Origin of the sequence: Pseudomonas brassicacearum (assembly GCF_003732175.1) — a bacterium.
Lineage (GTDB): Bacteria > Pseudomonadota > Gammaproteobacteria > Pseudomonadales > Pseudomonadaceae > Aquipseudomonas > Aquipseudomonas brassicacearum_G.
Window position 1 is genome coordinate 23,943 of sequence record NZ_MOBI01000020.1, and the last position, 15,327, is coordinate 39,269.

General features: G+C 59.7%; 16 protein-coding genes and 2 pseudogenes. 11 read left to right on the forward strand and 7 right to left on the reverse strand.

Going from position 1 to position 15,327, the window contains the following annotated elements; all coding sequences use genetic code 11:
* Positions 1-72: 72 nt before the first annotated feature.
* Complete coding sequence (locus tag BK658_RS17800; protein WP_123583420.1) at positions 73-936, forward strand: MBL fold metallo-hydrolase; 864 nt, start codon at positions 73-75, stop codon at positions 934-936.
* A 26-nt stretch (positions 937-962) separates the two neighbouring features.
* Here BK658_RS17800 and bkdR read toward each other — a convergent pair whose 3' ends face one another.
* On the reverse strand, positions 963-1,451 hold the full coding sequence (gene bkdR, locus BK658_RS17805; protein WP_123583421.1) for a Bkd operon transcriptional regulator BkdR: 489 nt from the start codon (positions 1,449-1,451) through the stop codon (positions 963-965).
* Positions 1,452-1,638: 187 nt separating this feature from the next.
* Here bkdR and BK658_RS17810 point away from each other — a divergent pair, with 187 nt between their 5' ends.
* The 5 genes from BK658_RS17810 to BK658_RS17830 all read left to right on the forward strand — a co-directional run bounded on the left by BK658_RS17810 (position 1,639) and on the right by BK658_RS17830 (position 7,874).
* Positions 1,639-2,874, forward strand: coding sequence for a 3-methyl-2-oxobutanoate dehydrogenase (2-methylpropanoyl-transferring) subunit alpha (locus BK658_RS17810; protein WP_019690098.1), 1,236 nt, complete (start codon positions 1,639-1,641; stop codon positions 2,872-2,874).
* A gap of 1 nt (position 2,875) precedes the next feature.
* On the forward strand, positions 2,876-3,934 hold the full coding sequence (locus BK658_RS17815) for an alpha-ketoacid dehydrogenase subunit beta (protein ID WP_123583422.1): 1,059 nt from the start codon (positions 2,876-2,878) through the stop codon (positions 3,932-3,934).
* Positions 3,935-5,212, forward strand: a complete 1,278-nt coding sequence (locus BK658_RS17820; RefSeq protein ID WP_123583423.1) for a dihydrolipoamide acetyltransferase family protein — start codon at positions 3,935-3,937, stop codon at positions 5,210-5,212.
* 18 nt (positions 5,213-5,230) lie between these two features.
* A complete protein-coding gene (lpdA, locus tag BK658_RS17825) occupies positions 5,231-6,616 on the forward strand; it encodes a dihydrolipoyl dehydrogenase (protein WP_123583424.1) in 1,386 nt (461 codons plus the stop codon).
* A gap of 238 nt (positions 6,617-6,854) precedes the next feature.
* The gene (locus BK658_RS17830) at positions 6,855-7,874 is read left to right on the forward strand and encodes a branched-chain amino acid aminotransferase (protein ID WP_123583425.1); all 1,020 of its coding nucleotides are present in this window, start codon (positions 6,855-6,857) and stop codon (positions 7,872-7,874) included.
* A 56-nt stretch (positions 7,875-7,930) separates the two neighbouring features.
* Here BK658_RS17830 and BK658_RS17835 read toward each other — a convergent pair whose 3' ends face one another.
* Positions 7,931-8,824 carry a LysR substrate-binding domain-containing protein gene (locus tag BK658_RS17835; RefSeq protein WP_123583426.1) on the reverse strand — a complete coding sequence of 298 codons (894 nt, stop codon included), beginning with the start codon at positions 8,822-8,824 and terminating at the stop codon, positions 7,931-7,933.
* Positions 8,825-8,929: 105 nt separating this feature from the next.
* On the opposite strand from BK658_RS17835, the gene BK658_RS17840 reads away from it, so the two are divergent.
* Entirely contained in the window at positions 8,930-9,538 is a 609-nt protein-coding gene (locus tag BK658_RS17840; protein ID WP_123583427.1) for a LysE family translocator, read from the forward strand.
* A gap of 12 nt (positions 9,539-9,550) precedes the next feature.
* Here the strand turns inward: BK658_RS17840 and BK658_RS17845 are convergent, their stop codons facing one another.
* Complete coding sequence (locus tag BK658_RS17845) at positions 9,551-10,321, reverse strand: ArsR/SmtB family transcription factor (protein WP_123583428.1); 771 nt, start codon at positions 10,319-10,321, stop codon at positions 9,551-9,553.
* Positions 10,322-10,402: 81 nt separating this feature from the next.
* Between BK658_RS17845 and BK658_RS17850 the strand changes: the two genes are divergently transcribed.
* The 3 genes and pseudogenes from BK658_RS17850 (at position 10,403) to BK658_RS17860 (ending at position 13,244) form a co-directional block, all read left to right on the forward strand.
* The gene (locus tag BK658_RS17850) at positions 10,403-11,521 is read left to right on the forward strand and encodes a cytochrome P450 (protein WP_123583429.1); all 1,119 of its coding nucleotides are present in this window, start codon (positions 10,403-10,405) and stop codon (positions 11,519-11,521) included.
* 141 nt (positions 11,522-11,662) lie between these two features.
* A pseudogene (locus BK658_RS17855) lies at positions 11,663-12,912 on the forward strand (S-type pyocin domain-containing protein).
* Complete coding sequence (locus tag BK658_RS17860) at positions 12,909-13,244, forward strand: hypothetical protein (RefSeq protein WP_259740102.1); 336 nt, start codon at positions 12,909-12,911, stop codon at positions 13,242-13,244. The pseudogene BK658_RS17855 and the gene BK658_RS17860 overlap by 4 nt, the downstream one beginning before the upstream one ends.
* Before the next feature lie 33 nt (positions 13,245-13,277).
* On the opposite strand, the gene dmeF is transcribed toward BK658_RS17860, so the two are convergent.
* From dmeF to BK658_RS30345, 3 genes and pseudogenes are all read right to left on the reverse strand, one after another.
* Positions 13,278-14,222 carry a CDF family Co(II)/Ni(II) efflux transporter DmeF gene (dmeF, locus tag BK658_RS17865; protein ID WP_123583775.1) on the reverse strand — a complete coding sequence of 315 codons (945 nt, stop codon included), beginning with the start codon at positions 14,220-14,222 and terminating at the stop codon, positions 13,278-13,280.
* A 14-nt stretch (positions 14,223-14,236) separates the two neighbouring features.
* Complete coding sequence (locus BK658_RS17870; protein ID WP_024265044.1) at positions 14,237-14,512, reverse strand: metal/formaldehyde-sensitive transcriptional repressor; 276 nt, start codon at positions 14,510-14,512, stop codon at positions 14,237-14,239.
* 43 nt (positions 14,513-14,555) lie between these two features.
* Positions 14,556-14,726 (reverse strand): annotated as a pseudogene (locus tag BK658_RS30345) (SGNH/GDSL hydrolase family protein); the annotation flags it as partial.
* On the opposite strand from BK658_RS30345, the gene BK658_RS17880 reads away from it, so the two are divergent.
* A complete protein-coding gene (locus BK658_RS17880) occupies positions 14,671-14,946 on the forward strand; it encodes a LysR substrate-binding domain-containing protein (RefSeq protein ID WP_259740103.1) in 276 nt (91 codons plus the stop codon). The pseudogene BK658_RS30345 and the gene BK658_RS17880 overlap by 56 nt on opposite strands.
* Positions 14,947-14,952: 6 nt before the next feature.
* Here the strand turns inward: BK658_RS17880 and BK658_RS17885 are convergent, their stop codons facing one another.
* Entirely contained in the window at positions 14,953-15,291 is a 339-nt protein-coding gene (locus tag BK658_RS17885; protein ID WP_123583430.1) for an FKBP-type peptidyl-prolyl cis-trans isomerase, read from the reverse strand.
* Positions 15,292-15,327: the final 36 nt, after the last annotated feature.

The window sequence follows — 15,327 nt, forward strand, 5'->3', positions numbered from 1 at the left end:
CGGACATTATGTTTAAACATAAAGTGTTGCAACCCTTTGTGTCTTTCTGTCATCCAGCCAGGACCCGCCGCCATGCCAGCGTTGATCCAAGCCTTTCTTGACGACGCCTCGTCGACCTATACCTATGTGATCTATGAATACGACGGCGGCCCGTGCGCCATTGTCGATTCAGTGCTCGATTACCACCCGGCGTCCGGTCGTACTGCCACCACTCAGGCTGACCGGGTGATTGCTTTCGTCCGCGAGCACCAGTTGCAAACCCAATGGCTGCTGGAAACCCACGCCCACGCCGATCACCTGTCCGCCGCGCCTTACCTGCGCCGCGAGCTGGGCGGCAAGATCGCCATCGGCCAGGCCATCAGCCAGGTGCAGGACGTGTTCAAGAATCTGTTCAACCTGGAGCCGGCGTTTCGCAGCGACGGTTCACAGTTCGACCACTTGTTTGCGCCGGACGAGGAATTTGCCATCGGCAACCTCAAGGCCAAGGCGCTGCATGTTCCCGGTCACACACCGGCAGACATGGCCTACCTGATCGACGATGAACTGATTCTGGTGGGCGACACGCTGTTCATGCCCGACGTCGGCACCGCACGCTGCGACTTCCCTGGCGGCAACGCCAATCAGCTGTTCGCCTCGATACACAGGTTGCTGGCCTTCCCCGCCGACACCCGTCTCTATGTCTGCCACGACTACCCGCCAGCCGGCCGTACTTCCCAGTGCATGACCACCGTTGGCGAGCAACGCAAAAACAATATTCATGTGCATGACGGCATCGACGAAACGGCGTTCGTCGACATGCGCACCCGGCGCGATGCGGGCTTGTGCATGCCGACGTTGATGCTGCCGGCGATTCAGGTGAATGTGCGGGCCGGGAATTTGCCGCCGGCGGAAGACAATGGCGTGGTCTACCTGAAGATCCCGCTGAATCAGTTCTGATTTACCAAGATCTTTTGATGGTCATCTTAATTGGCCAAGGTCAAGCCATTGGCCGGCAATGGCAGCGCGGTTTTGTAGCGCACCTGCTTCAGCGCAAAACTTGAGCGGATGTTGGCGACACCCGGGACCTTGGTCAGAAAATCCATCATGAAGCGCTCCAGCGCCTGAATAGTCGGCACCAGTACGCGGATCAGATAGTCCGGGTCGCCGGCCATCAGGTAACACTCCATTACCTCCGGACGGTTGGCGATGGCGGCCTCGAATTGCGCCAGCGCCTCCTCCACCTGTTTCTCCAGGCTGACGTGAATGAACACATTGACGTGCAGCCCCAGCAGGTCGGCATCCAGCAGCGTGACCTGCTCGCGAATCAGCCCCAATTCTTCCATGGCCTTGACCCGATTGAAGCACGGTGTCGGTGACAGATTCACCGAGCGTGCGAGGTCGGCGTTGGTGATGCGGGCGTTCTCCTGAAGGCTGTTGAGAATGCCGATGTCGGTACGGTCCAGTTTGCGCATGAGACAAAACAACCTGTTTTTTATGTTTATGCAGATTTTTTATCCTCAAATGACCTTAAGCGCAACGAAACAGAGATAAATATTCTTCTTGCCCCGGCCTATGATTGTTGTAGGACAAGATTTCTTCCACCCGAAGGATGACGGTCAGCTCACTACAAGAAATTCACAAGATCGAGCGTAGAAAGCCATGAACCAAGCGTACGAACCCCTGCGCCTGCACGTTCCCGAACCCTCGGGCCGCCCCGGCTGCAAAACCGACTTCTCCTACCTGCGTCTGACCGATGCCGGCACGGTGCGCAAACCTCCAATCGACGTAGAACCTGCCGACACCGCTGATCTGGCCAAGGGCCTGATTCGCGTGCTCGACGATCAGGGCAATGCCCTCGGTCCGTGGGCAGAAGGCGTGCCCGTGGAGATCCTGCGTAAAGGCATGCGCGCCATGCTCAAGACGCGGATTTTCGACAACCGCATGGTGGTCGCCCAACGTCAGAAAAAGATGTCGTTCTACATGCAGAGCCTTGGCGAAGAAGCCATCGGCAGCGCCCAGGCTCTGGCCCTGAACATCGACGACATGTGCTTCCCCACTTACCGTCAGCAAAGCATCCTGATGGCTCGCGAAGTGCCGCTGGTGGACCTGATCTGCCAACTGCTGTCCAACGAGCGCGATCCGCTCAAAGGCCGCCAGTTGCCAATCATGTACTCCGTTAAAGACGCCGGCTTCTTCACCATCTCCGGCAACCTCGCCACCCAGTTCGTGCAAGGCGTGGGCTGGGGCATGGCCTCGGCGATCAAGGGCGACACCAAAATTGCCTCGGCCTGGATCGGCGACGGCGCCACCGCAGAGTCCGACTTCCACACCGCCCTCACCTTCGCTCACGTTTACCGTGCGCCAGTGATCCTCAACGTGGTCAACAACCAGTGGGCGATCTCGACGTTCCAGGCGATTGCCGGCGGTGAAGCCACTACGTTCGCCGGTCGTGGCGTCGGCTGCGGGATTGCCTCCCTGCGGGTCGATGGCAACGATTTTGTCGCGGTGTACGCCGCCTCTGCCTGGGCCGCCGAACGCGCCCGCCGCAACCTCGGCCCGACCATGATCGAATGGGTCACCTACCGCGCCGGCCCGCACTCGACTTCCGATGATCCTTCCAAATACCGCCCTGCCGACGACTGGAGTCACTTCCCGTTGGGCGACCCGATTGCGCGCCTCAAGCAGCATCTGATCCGTATCGGCCAGTGGTCCGAAGAGGAGCACGTCAGTGTCAGCGCTGAACTGGAAGCCGAAATCATCGCCGCGCAAAAAGAAGCCGAACAGTACGGCACCCTGGCCGGTGGCCAGATTCCGAGCGCTGCGACCATGTTCGAAGACGTCTATAAAGAGATGCCGGAGCACTTGAAGCGCCAGCGTCAAGAGTTGGGGATCTGACATGAACGATCACAACAATAATATCGAGCTGGAAACCGCCATGACCACAACCACCATGACCATGATCCAGGCCCTGCGCTCGGCCATGGACGTGATGCTCGAACGTGACGACAACGTCGTGGTGTTCGGCCAGGACGTGGGTTACTTCGGCGGCGTGTTCCGTTGCACCGAAGGCCTGCAGAGCAAATACGGCACCTCGCGGGTATTCGATGCGCCGATCTCCGAAAGCGGCATCGTTGGCGTCGCCGTTGGCATGGGTGCTTACGGTTTGCGGCCAGTGGCCGAGATCCAGTTCGCCGATTACGTCTACCCGGCCTCGGACCAGATCATTTCCGAAGCCGCACGCCTGCGCTATCGCTCTGCCGGCGAGTTCACCGCCCCGATGACCCTGCGCATGCCTTGCGGCGGCGGCATCTACGGCGGCCAGACCCACAGCCAGAGCATCGAGGCGATGTTCACCCAGGTCTGCGGATTGCGCACGGTGATGCCGTCCAACCCTTACGACGCCAAAGGCCTGCTGATCGCCTCCATCGAGAACGATGATCCGGTGATCTTCCTTGAGCCAAAACGCCTGTACAACGGCCCGTTCGACGGCCATCACGACCGCCCGGTAACCCCGTGGTCGAAACATCCGGCGGCGCAAGTGCCGGACGGCTACTACACCGTTCCGCTGGACGTCGCCGCCATCACCCGCCCGGGCAAGGACGTGACCATCCTGACCTACGGCACCACCGTGTATGTCTCGCAAGTGGCCGCTGAAGAAACCGGTATCGACGCCGAAGTCATCGACCTGCGCAGCCTATGGCCGCTGGACCTGGAGACCATCGTCAAATCGGTGAAGAAAACCGGCCGCTGCGTGGTCGTCCACGAAGCCACCCGCACCTGCGGCTTTGGCGCCGAACTGGTCGCGCTGGTTCAGGAACATTGCTTCCACCACCTGGAAGCGCCAATCGAGCGTGTGACCGGTTGGGACACCCCCTACCCGCATGCGCAAGAGTGGGCGTATTTCCCAGGCCCGTCCCGTGTGGGCGCGGCGTTGAAACGGGTCATGGAGGTCTGAATGGGCACGCACGTTATTAAAATGCCGGACATTGGCGAAGGCATTGCAGAAGTTGAACTGTCGGTATGGCACGTCAAGGTCGGCGACATGGTCGTCGAAGATCAGGTACTGGCCGATGTGATGACCGACAAGGCGATGGTCGACATTCCGTCCCCGGTGCATGGCAAGGTGATCTCCCTGGGCGGTGAGCCAGGTGAAGTCATGGCCGTCGGCAGCATATTGATCAGCATCGAAGTGGAAGGTGAAGGCAACGTCAAAGCGTCGTCTCAGCCAGCGCCGGTTGCACCAGCACCGAAGCCTGCGCCAGTTGCCGCAGCGAAAGTCGAAACAGTGATTGAAAGCAAACCCACCGTCCCGGCTCGCCCAGTTGCGCCGCAAGGCCCGTTGGTCGCTCGCGAGGCCGATGAACGCCCACTCGCCTCCCCGGCCGTGCGCAAACATGCGCTGGATGCCGGCATTCAATTGCGCCTGGTCCGTGGCACCGGCCCTGCCGGGCGGATTCTGCATGAAGACCTCGAGGCCTATCTGGCGCAAGGTCAGTCAAACGCATCGAGCACCGTTGCCGCGTACGCCGAACGCAACGACGAACAGCAGATCCCGGTGATCGGCATGCGTCGCAAGATCGCCCAGCGCATGCAGGACGCCACCCAGCGTGCGGCGCACTTCAGTTATGTCGAAGAGATCGACGTGACTGCGGTGGAAGAACTGCGTGCACACCTGAATGAAAAGCACGGCGCGACTCGCGGCAAGCTGACGTTGCTGCCGTTCCTGGTCCGCGCCATGGTCGTCGCCCTGCGCGACTTCCCGCAGATCAACGCCCGTTACGACGACGAAGCCCAGGTCATCACCCGTCTCGGGGCGGTGCATGTCGGCGTCGCGACCCAAAGCGGTATCGGTTTGATGGTGCCGGTGGTGCGTCACGCCGAGGCTCGCAGCCTGTGGGACAGCGCCGCAGAAATCTCCCGCCTGGCCACTGCTGCGCGCAATGGCAAAGCCAGCCGCGATGAACTGTCCGGCTCGACCATTACCCTGACCAGCCTCGGCGCCTTGGGCGGCATCGTCAGCACTCCGGTGCTGAACCTGCCCGAAGTGGCCATCGTCGGCGTCAACAAGATCGTCGAACGGCCAATGGTGATCAAAGGCCAGATCGTGATTCGCAAGATGATGAACCTCTCCAGTTCCTTCGATCACCGGGTGGTCGATGGCATGGACGCGGCGCAATTCATCCAGGCCATTCGCGGCTTGCTCGAACAACCCGCCACGCTGTTTGTGGAATAAGCATTTGTGGAGCAAGGCATGCAACAGACTCTGAACACCACACTGCTGATCATCGGCGGCGGCCCCGGCGGTTATGTGGCGGCGATCCGCGCGGGCCAGTTGGGCATCAGCACCATTCTGGTCGAAGGCCAGGCGCTCGGCGGCACCTGCCTGAACATCGGCTGCATTCCGTCGAAAGCGCTGATCCATGTGGCCGAGCAGTTCCATCAGACTCAGCACCACAGTCAGCACTCGGCCCTCGGGATCAATGTCTCGGCGCCGACCCTGGACATCGGCAAAAGCGTCGAGTGGAAGGACGGTATCGTTGATCGCCTGACCACCGGCGTCGCGGCGCTGCTGAAAAAGCACAAGGTCCAGGTCATTCAAGGCTGGGCCAAGGTCATCGACGGCAAAACCGTCGAAGTCGGCGACACCCGTATCCACTGCGAGCACCTGCTGCTGGCCACCGGTTCGAAAAGCGTCAACCTGCCGATGCTGCCGATTGGCGGGCCGATCATCTCTTCCACCGAAGCCCTGGCACCGAAAAGCGTACCGAAACGGCTGATCGTGGTGGGTGGCGGCTACATCGGCCTTGAGCTGGGCATTGCCTACCGCAAGCTCGGCGCCGAGGTCAGCGTGGTCGAGGCGCAGGATCGGATTCTTCCGGCCTATGACGCCGAACTGACCCAACCGGTCAACGAAGCGCTCAAGCAACTTGGCGTGAAGCTTTACTTGAAGCACAGCGTCGAAGGCTTTGATTCACAAGCCAATACCTTGCAAGTGCGCGACCCGAATGGTGAAACCCTGAACCTGGCCACCGATCAGGTGCTGGTGGCGGTTGGGCGTAAACCCAACACCCAGGGCTGGAACCTTGAAGCGTTGAAGCTGGACATGAACGGCTCGGCGATCAAGATCGACAACCGCTGCGCGACCAGCATGCGTAACGTCTGGGCCATTGGCGACCTGAGCGGCGAGCCGATGCTCGCTCACCGCGCCATGGCGCAGGGTGAAATGGTCGCCGAGCTGATCTCGGGCAAACACCGCGAGTTCAACCCCACCGCCATCGCTGCCGTGTGCTTTACCGACCCGGAACTGGTGGTGGTCGGCAAGACCCCGGACGAAGCCAAGGCCGCAGGCCTGGATTGCATCATGTCGAGCTTCCCGTTCGCCGCCAACGGCCGGGCGATGACCCTGGAATCAAAAAGCGGCTTCGTGCGGGTGGTCGCGCGGCGTGACAATCATCTGATTGTCGGCTGGCAAGCAGTCGGTGTCGGAGTCTCCGAATTGTCGACGGCATTTGGCCAGTCCCTGGAAATGGGCGCACGCCTGGAAGACATCGCCGGCACCATCCACGCGCATCCGACGCTGGGTGAAGCGGTACAGGAAGCGGCGTTGCGAGCATTGGGGCACGCGTTGCACCTGTAACAGTCTGACCCTGATCGTTCCCACGCTCTGCGTGGGAATGCAGCCCGGGACGCTCCGCGTCCCTAAAGCGGACGCGGAGCGTCCGTTGAGGCATTCCCACGCAGAGCCTGGGAACGATCACAGAAGGATCGCATTCTGGGCTGCGATTTAGCGTTGGAATGAAGTATTGTTGTCCCCATCCAGAAAAACGTCAGAAGCCTTGAACCATTCAGGCGATTGTTAAGTGATAGAGGGTGTCATGGGTAACGAAAGCATCAATTGGGACAAGCTGGGTTTTGACTACATCAAGACAGACAAGCGCTATTTGTCGCACTGGCGCGATGGCGCCTGGGACAAAGGCACCCTGACCGAAGATAACGTGCTGCACATCAGCGAAGGCTCCACTGCCCTTCACTATGGCCAGCAATGCTTCGAAGGCCTGAAGGCCTACCGCTGCAAGGATGGTTCGATCAACCTGTTCCGCCCGGACCAGAACGCCCTGCGTATGCAGCGCAGCTGCGCTCGCCTGCTGATGCCGCAGGTGGACACCGAACAATTCGTCGAGGCCTGCAAGGCCGTGGTGCGTGCCAACGAACGTTTCATTCCGCCGTATGGCACCGGCGGCGCGCTGTACCTGCGTCCGTTCGTGATCGGCGTAGGTGACAACATCGGCGTGCGTACCGCTCCCGAGTTCATCTTCTCGATCTTCTGCATCCCGGTCGGCGCCTATTTCAAAGGCGGCCTGACCCCGCACAACTTCCTGATCTCCAGCTACGACCGCGCCGCGCCACAAGGCACCGGCGCTGCCAAGGTCGGTGGCAACTACGCCGCCAGCCTGATGCCTGGCTCCCAGGCCAAGAAGGCGCACTTCGCCGACTGCATCTACCTGGACCCGATGACCCACACGAAGATCGAAGAAGTCGGCTCTGCGAACTTCTTTGGTATCACCCAGGACGACAAATTCGTCACACCGAAATCTCCTTCGGTGCTGCCGGGTATCACCCGTCTGTCGTTGATCGAGCTGGCAAAATCGCGTCTGGGTATGGAAGTCGTTGAAGGCGACGTGTTCATCGACAAGATCGGTGACTTCAAGGAAGCCGGCGCCTGCGGTACTGCTGCGGTGATCACGCCAATCGGCGGCATCGAGTACAACGGCAAACTGCACGTGTTCCACAGCGAAACCGAAGTCGGCCCGGTCACCCAGAAGCTCTACAAAGAGCTGACCGGTGTGCAGACCGGCGACATCGAAGCGCCAGAGGGCTGGATCGTCAAGGTCTGATCCAGCGCTTGCGGCACTAAAAAGCCCACCCATCGCTTACGCGGTGGGTGGGCTTTTTATTGGCCGGCATCTACGTCGAGCCGGGCAAACAACCACTCCAGAAACACCTGGGTCTGTGCTGTCACGTCCGGCGCAACACCGTAGTAATAACGCGGTAACGGCATGCGCAGTTCAGGTAGCGGGCAAATCAGACGGCCGCTCGACAAGTCATCGCCCAGCAACGAGGCCGGACACAAAGCTATGCCCTGTCCCTCCACGGCAGCCTGAAGCACCGGCTGCATGTGATCGAACTGCAGCGTCATCTGAGTCGCTGACTGCGTTTCGCCGAACAACAGGGCCCAGTTGTGCCAGTCCTCGCGGCGGGTCTTGGCGGTCAGTAAGGTGTGTCGGCTCAGGGCGTTCAAGTCGTCGAGCGGCAGACGCTTGATCAGCGAAGGTGCCGCGACCAGCAGCAATTCGTCTTCAAACAGTACCTGAGCGTGAATGTCCGGCGCCCAGCCGTCGCGACCCCGTCGAATAACGACGTCGAACCCGTCTCGTGCGTGATCGGGCGCCAGCGTGGACGTGACCACCTCGGGTTTGATCTCCGGGTGCAACGCCACGAAATCCGCCAGCCTGGGCGTCAGCCAGCGCTGGGCGAAGGTCGGGCGGACGTTGATCTTTACGGTACGCAACGAGGCGTGTTGCTTGAGCGCCGCGGCGGCGTTGGCAATCTGTGACAGACCCGCGCTGACCTGTTCATAGAAGCTCTGTCCCGCCGGGGTCAGCACCGATTGCCGGATGCGCCGTTCGAACAGCAGCACGCCCAGATGCTCCTCAAGCCGTTTGATGTGACGGCTGACGGCACTGTGACTGACGTGCAGTTCCTCGGCCGCGAGGCTGAAGCTCTGATGACGAGCGGCGGCCGCGAAAGCGCGAACTGCATTCAAGGGAGGGAGTTGATTAATCATGCGTCTAATTTAGTCACATATGCCGTGCAATTAAAGCGTTTGTCACGCCCTTCTCGTCACGCCAATCTGCGGGCATGCAGCCGATGCCACCTGATGGAGTGAGAGATGAATAGCTACGGATTGTTTTTACTGTTCGCCGCCCTGACCATTCTGAGTCCCGGGCCCGGCGTGGTGCTCACGCTGACCAATTCCCTGCGCCATGGCTGGACCGGCGCGCTGCCGGGTATCCTGGGCATCGCCCTGGGGGCGTTTGTCGTCGCCGGGATCAGCGCGACCAGCGTGGGCCTGATACTCGCAACCTCCGCGAGCGCGTTCACCGTGTTGAAATATGCCGGTGCCGCGTACCTCTTGTATCTGGGTTACAAAAGCTGGCGCACTGATCGTTTCATCCCTGAGCGTGACGTGAACTCGTCCGGCCCTGGGTATCGCTTCGTCGAGGCGGCATCGCTCCAGCTGTTGAACCCAAAAGCCGTGTTCTTCTTTCTCGCGGTGTTCCCGCAGTTCATCGACACCTCGACGCATTACTACAGCCAGTTTTTTACCCTGGTCAGTTCCTACAGCGTGCTGGTGATCCTGATCCACGGCAGCTATGCCCTGCTCGCCAATGCAGCCAAAGGCTGGCTGTCGAGCCAAAAAGGTTCCTGGCTGGCGGCGAAGGTGTCAGGCGTCACCTTCGCCGGCTTCGGCGTGCTGATGGCCTCGGCCAGCCGATAGCGAATACCGCCGTTATGGCGAAGGACTGACAACCGGGCGACTGCCTGACTCTGTGGCACCCCGCAGGTTCACCTTTGCCAGCGCTGGCAGTTCAATCGCGAATCTGGCGGTGATCTCTTTACACCCGGTCGCCGTCAACGCCAGCGCCCGGCTGTCCAGATCCTGTGTCAGCCATTTGCGCTTGATCGCCGTTTGCAGCAACGCCGCGCCCAATGAGCCGCCGAGATGTGGGCGACGCATGCTCCAGTCGAGACAAGGGCAGGCAAAACGTCGACGCAGACTGCTCAAGGACTTCACGTCGATACCCAACCCTTCGAAAAACCGCTCACCGGTTTCACTCAACGCGTACTCCTGATCACTCTGCTCCGGCATCTCCAACCAACCCGTTTCCAGCATCCGGTCATGCAGCAACACGGCCAAGGTGCCGGCCATATGGTCGTAGCAAGTGCGAGCAAATTGCAGGCGATCCGGGGTTCGGGGAGTAAAGGTTGGCGCTGCGTTTTGACCGATCACCATCAGCGCTTCCAGGGCTTGGGCGACCCGCTGATCCGCCAGGCTGTAATAACGATGCCGCCCCTGAACATGCAGCCGCACCAAGGCAAGTTCCTTGAGTTTCGCCAGATGGGCGCTGGCGGTGGAAGCACTGACGTCGGCGATCACTGCCAGTTCGGTACTGGTGCGCGCGTGGCCGTCCATCAGCGAGCAGAGAATCTTCGTCCGGGCCGGCTCGGCAATCGCCGCCGCCACTTGCGAGACGCCAATGTCGTGTTGTTCAACGTTCATATTTCGCTCCCGGACGAATCGTCACCCTGCAGGACTGGAGATAGTAGCAACACTTTCCACCGACGAATAAGGCAGCGCTTCATGGACCCGATCATCGCCGCGACACACACCGATCCCTACCCTTATTACGCCAGCCTGCGGGCAGACGACGGCCTTTCATTTCATCAAGGACTGGGTCTGTGGGTGGCCAGCAGCGCCCAGGCCGTTGCCGCCGTGCTGGCTCATCCCGACTGCAAGGTCCGGCCGGCCCACGAACCGGTGCCCAATGCCATTGCACACGGCGCGGCTGGCAAAGTGTTTGGTCAATTGATGCGAATGAACGATGGCGAACGCCAGCGCTGCCCGAGGTCGGCCATACAGCCCGGACTGGAAGTGATCAACACCGACGAGGTCAGCGCACTGGTCCGCGCCCGGTTGATCAGCCAATCTGCTGACGGACTGCACAAGGCAATGTTCATGGGGCCGATTTGCGTGGTCGCTGCGCTGCTCGGCTTTACGCCAGCCGAAGGTCGAACCCTCAGCAATCTGACGGCTGATTTCGTCGCGTGCCTGTCGCCCCTGAGCAGCCCGGCCCAGCTGGACACGGCCCATGCAGCGGCGGAACAGTTGAACGGTTTTTTCGTAGAACGCCTCAGCGCACAGGATCAGCAAAGCCCTCTACTTGAAGGGATTCGTCAACGCCTGGCAAACCCCGACACTCTGCTCGCCAACCTGATTGGGCTGCTTTCCCAGACCTATGAGGCCACTGCCGGGTTGATCGGCAACGCCATGCTGGCATTGATCCGCAATCCGCAGCTCAAGGCTGAAATACAGCGCGACCCGGCGCGTGTCGAAGACTTGTTGGCGGAAGTCCAGCGCCATGATCCTTCGGTGCAGAACACCCGTCGTTTCGTCAACGCGCCCTGTGAAATCCACGGTGTGAGTCTCAAGCCCGGCGATGTCATTCTGGTGCTGCTGGCCTCGGCCAACCGCGACCCACAGCTCAACGACAACCCGGACGCCTTGATCCTCGACCGCCCGGCCCGCCGCAGCTTTACCTTCGGCATCGGCCGCCACCAGTGCCCCGGCCAGACACTGGCCTTGAGCATCGCCAGCGCCACACTCAGCGAAATCCTGACGCACAACGGCACGCTGGATCAGCTTGCCTGGGATTACCGCCCGTCACTGAACGGGCGCATTCCGGTGTTTCGCGAGCGGTAGGAGGTTCAGCGATGAGCGTGGTGATTTTCGAAGCGTTTCCTTATGCGGAACATCGTCAGCGTTTTCAGACCCGTCCTACAGCCATGGCACTCTGCTTGAGATAGCGTCTCGTCGCATTTAACAGACGAAACAAGGAGGAGCATGGCTCGTAACAAGGACATACCCAAAGTCTGGAACCCTCCATCGGGTGACGGTCATCACCGCACCTCTAGATACATGACGCCAACCGAGCTTGCAGAGCGTGAGTCTCGACAGCAGGCATATGAAGACATGCTCGCCAGACAACAAAACATCGAAAGGAGTTTTAGGGAACAAAACAAGAAGCAGGTACAACCACTCGTTGGCTGTGTGTTCGCAAAATCCTGCAACTTGCCGGATGGAATCATAAATCACGACAGCCCGACCGGATTCGTGCCTGTTACCAGCCTGAAAGATTATGGTCATTACGTTCTGCTGGGCGGCCGGGACGTGGACGAACATGGCCAAGTACCACTCAAGAAAATCAGTGGAACTGTGCCCGCCAACATTGGCTCTTTGACGTTAGGCGCAGCAGCCATCGCCTCAGCAGGCGCAACCGGCCCAGCAACTTCGGCAATTAGCGTGGGCAGCGTGGCGAGCGCTGGCGTTGTTACAGGGGCACTTCTCGGTCTGGTTGCGATGCTGGCTTCATCAAACCTGGGTGACAGCGCCCTATACACGGAAGAGCAACTCAGAACACTCAAACAAGCCCGTACACGTGTTCGATTGCGTGTCGAAGAAAACGCCGACGGAACCCTAAAAGGTACGGCTACAACACCCAGAATCGCCGTGAATGGGAGTTCATCCCTGTTGTCACGTTTAAGGCGCAAGGCTCCCGGCAGGTGGCCGATTTGGGTGATGGTATTACCTTGACCTGGACTCCGGCAGTCACTCCGGACAATACCTTGACAATCCCTGCACTGGAGGGGGCACCGCAAGCTCCACAAATCTGGATTTACCCGCCTACGCAGGCGGCTGACAACATCATCGTGAACCCTGTCTATCCGCCTGAATACAAAGACTTCATTCTTGCCTTCCCGGCAGATTCCGGTATTCAGTCGCTTTATATCGTCATGAATATGGAGTTCGACGCGGCTGATTACCACGGGAAAACGGACAACCCGGTAAAGAGCAAAGGGCCGGTCAACGGACAGGAAGCGCTAGACAATTCTGTACAGGTAAAACCGACATCACCACGCCGAATTGGCGTTGATCCAGGCACCAAGGAGTTTGTGGTCTTCGACCGAACAGGAGGAGACGTCTATCACGGTCACGTAAGGTCGTGGGATAAACTCCACCAGGATATGAAAAATGCTCTGATCAAAGCCGGAACAGTCGACAACAAAGGCAACATTCAGGGAGTTAAAAAGTGAGCCTGCTCTATCAAGATCCATCGATGAACCATGACAAAGCGAGCACTCTTCTTGCTGAAGGAAAGGAAACGGATGTCATCGCCGCCCTGATCTCCATCGGTCTTAACGAGCCGGATGGAGCGTGGGCTCAGAACACTTGCCTGCACTATCTGAACAGTGAGAATGAAAATGTTGCATCAGCGGCCATCACGGCCCTTGGTCATGTGGCACGCCGACACGGTCAACTGGAGATAGAGAAGGTACTCGCGGCCTTTGAGCGTGTGAAGGCGCGATTCCCCTCTCTTGAACCTGTCATCTCGGACACCCTTGAAGATATCGAGCTGTTTACCTGACGTACTGCCAGGTAAATGCCTGTAGCAGTGTCCTCAAGCGTTGCGATATTCGACCGTCAGGTGTGACAGCTCATGGACCGGGGCCAACCGTTCGCGGATGGCATCGGCCGTGACGGCTGCCGAGGTCACGACGCTGACAATCGCTGCCCGGGCTTGCGGGCCTACTCGCCAGACATGCAGGTCGGTGATGCTGACATCGCCTGTCGACTCAAGCAGCTCACGAACTTCGGCGGAGACGTGTTCATCGGTCGTGTCCAGCAGCACTGCGGCGCTGTCTCGCATCAAGCCATAGGCCCAATTGGCGATCACGATTGCGCCGACGATACCCATCACCGGGTCCAGCCAGACCCAGCCCAGATAGCGACCGGCCAACAACGCAGCGATTGCCAGCACGGAAGTCATCGCATCCGCCAGCACATGGACATAAGCCGAACGCAGATTGTTGTCGTGATGATGCTCATGTCCGTGACCGTGACCGTGACCGTGACCGTGACCGTGACCGTGGTCATGATGCCCAGAGTTACCGGCCAGTAAAAGCGCGCTGACAATGTTCACGGCCAGGCCCACTACGGCGATCAGCGTCGCTTCGGCGAAGGCCACGGTAGTCGGTTGAAACAACCGCATGACGGACTCTACAGCAATGAAGATCGAGACCAGCCCCAGCACCATGGCCGAGGCGAAGCCCGCCAGATCCCCTACTTTGCCTGTACCAAAACTGTAGCGCGCATTACCGGCGTTGCGTCTGGCAAACCCGTAGGCGATTGCGGTAATGCCCAGCGCACCGACGTGGGTTGCCATATGGAAACCGTCCGCCAGCAGCGCCATGGAACCGGTGATGTAACCGGCAAAAATCTCGCCCACCATCATGACGAACGTCAGCGCCACGACCCACAACGTGCGTCTGGCATTGTCATCGTGGGTGGCGCCCAGAAACATGTGATCGTGGGAATAACGTGAAACCTGAGGTGAACTGCTCATGGGTTGCATGACCTTCAATTTGAGTAACGACGAATGGCTTGCAGCAAGTCTTCAAGGCCTTCGGCGCGTTCTTGATCGCTGAGCTCCGGGCTGGCCACGTGTTCGCGCGCATGAGCTTCGATGAACTGATCCAGGAGACCGTTGACCGCGCCACGAATCGCCGCGACCAAATGCAGGGTTTTGGCGCAGTCGGCTTCCGACTCCAATGCCCGCTCGACGGCTTGAACCTGGCCGGCAATTCGACGAACCCGCTTGAGCAGATCGTCTTTGTGTTCGTGAATGTGCGACATACCCATACCCCCTATACCTATCTGCGGAAAGGATAGTCGTCGATCACGTCAACATTGGCAACCCTGTATTCACCCAATGGTCATGGAGATCCCCCGGGTGCAGGTGATCGCCCGAGTCGTACGCCGGCAGAAAACGCGTCGGATGCTGTGGGACGAGCATGATCCGATCGAAGTCGATCACCGCATCGAACGCCCCGCTGCTGCGAATCCACTGCGGCCTGCAGCTCGGTGCGGGGCTATGCATCACGCCGGCCTGGCTGGTCAGCGACTTGCTGGAAAACAGCCAACTGGTACGCGTGCTGCCGCAGTGGAACGGCCCGGACAACGAAGCGTTCCTGCTCTACCCGGAACGCCGCTACCGACCGTTGCGTGCGCGGTTGCTCACCGAGTTTCTCAGCGAGCGAATCAGCCGTTTGCCCGGGTTCGAGTCGTAACAGCCATCAGTCGTCGCGCGTCAGCACTTCGAGCAATTCAATCTCGAAAATCAGGTTGGAATCCGGCGGGATAGCGCCCATCGAACGCTCGCCATACGCCAGGTGCGCTGGCACCAGCAATTTGCGCTTGCCGCCGACCTTCATGCCCATCAAGCCCTGATCCCAGCCCTTGATAACTCGACCGGTGCCGATCACGCATTGGAAGGGTTTACCGCGCTCCCAGGAAGAATCGAACGGCGTACCGTCCTCCAGAAAACCGCGGTACTGGGTGGTAATCAAGGCGCCTTTAACGGCAGCTTTGCCGTCGCCCAGTTCAAGGTCGATGACCTGCAATTCTTCGTTCATTACTCTCTCTCGTTCGCGATGACCCTAAACACGGTC

Excerpts from the sequence above, each read along its gene's own strand:
- BK658_RS17830 (WP_123583425.1), top strand. The coding sequence starts at position 6,855 with ATGGGTAACGAAAGCATCAATTGGGACAAGCTGGGTTTTGACTACATC.
- BK658_RS17820 (WP_123583423.1), top strand. The coding sequence starts at position 3,935 with ATGGGCACGCACGTTATTAAAATGCCGGACATTGGCGAAGGCATTGCA.
- bkdR (WP_123583421.1), bottom strand. The coding sequence starts at position 1,451 with ATGCGCAAACTGGACCGTACCGACATCGGCATTCTCAACAGCCTTCAG.
- BK658_RS17885 (WP_123583430.1), bottom strand. The coding sequence starts at position 15,291 with ATGAACGAAGAATTGCAGGTCATCGACCTTGAACTGGGCGACGGCAAA.
- BK658_RS17880 (WP_259740103.1), top strand. The coding sequence starts at position 14,671 with ATGATCCGATCGAAGTCGATCACCGCATCGAACGCCCCGCTGCTGCGA.
- BK658_RS17845 (WP_123583428.1), bottom strand. The coding sequence starts at position 10,321 with ATGAACGTTGAACAACACGACATTGGCGTCTCGCAAGTGGCGGCGGCG.
- BK658_RS17870 (WP_024265044.1), bottom strand. The coding sequence starts at position 14,512 with ATGTCGCACATTCACGAACACAAAGACGATCTGCTCAAGCGGGTTCGT.
- lpdA (WP_123583424.1), top strand. The coding sequence starts at position 5,231 with ATGCAACAGACTCTGAACACCACACTGCTGATCATCGGCGGCGGCCCC.
- BK658_RS17840 (WP_123583427.1), top strand. The coding sequence starts at position 8,930 with ATGAATAGCTACGGATTGTTTTTACTGTTCGCCGCCCTGACCATTCTG.
- BK658_RS17810 (WP_019690098.1), top strand. The coding sequence starts at position 1,639 with ATGAACCAAGCGTACGAACCCCTGCGCCTGCACGTTCCCGAACCCTCG.
- dmeF (WP_123583775.1), bottom strand. The coding sequence starts at position 14,222 with ATGAGCAGTTCACCTCAGGTTTCACGTTATTCCCACGATCACATGTTT.
- BK658_RS17815 (WP_123583422.1), top strand. The coding sequence starts at position 2,876 with ATGAACGATCACAACAATAATATCGAGCTGGAAACCGCCATGACCACA.
- BK658_RS17800 (WP_123583420.1), top strand. The coding sequence starts at position 73 with ATGCCAGCGTTGATCCAAGCCTTTCTTGACGACGCCTCGTCGACCTAT.
- BK658_RS17835 (WP_123583426.1), bottom strand. The coding sequence starts at position 8,824 with ATGATTAATCAACTCCCTCCCTTGAATGCAGTTCGCGCTTTCGCGGCC.
- BK658_RS17850 (WP_123583429.1), top strand. The coding sequence starts at position 10,403 with ATGGACCCGATCATCGCCGCGACACACACCGATCCCTACCCTTATTAC.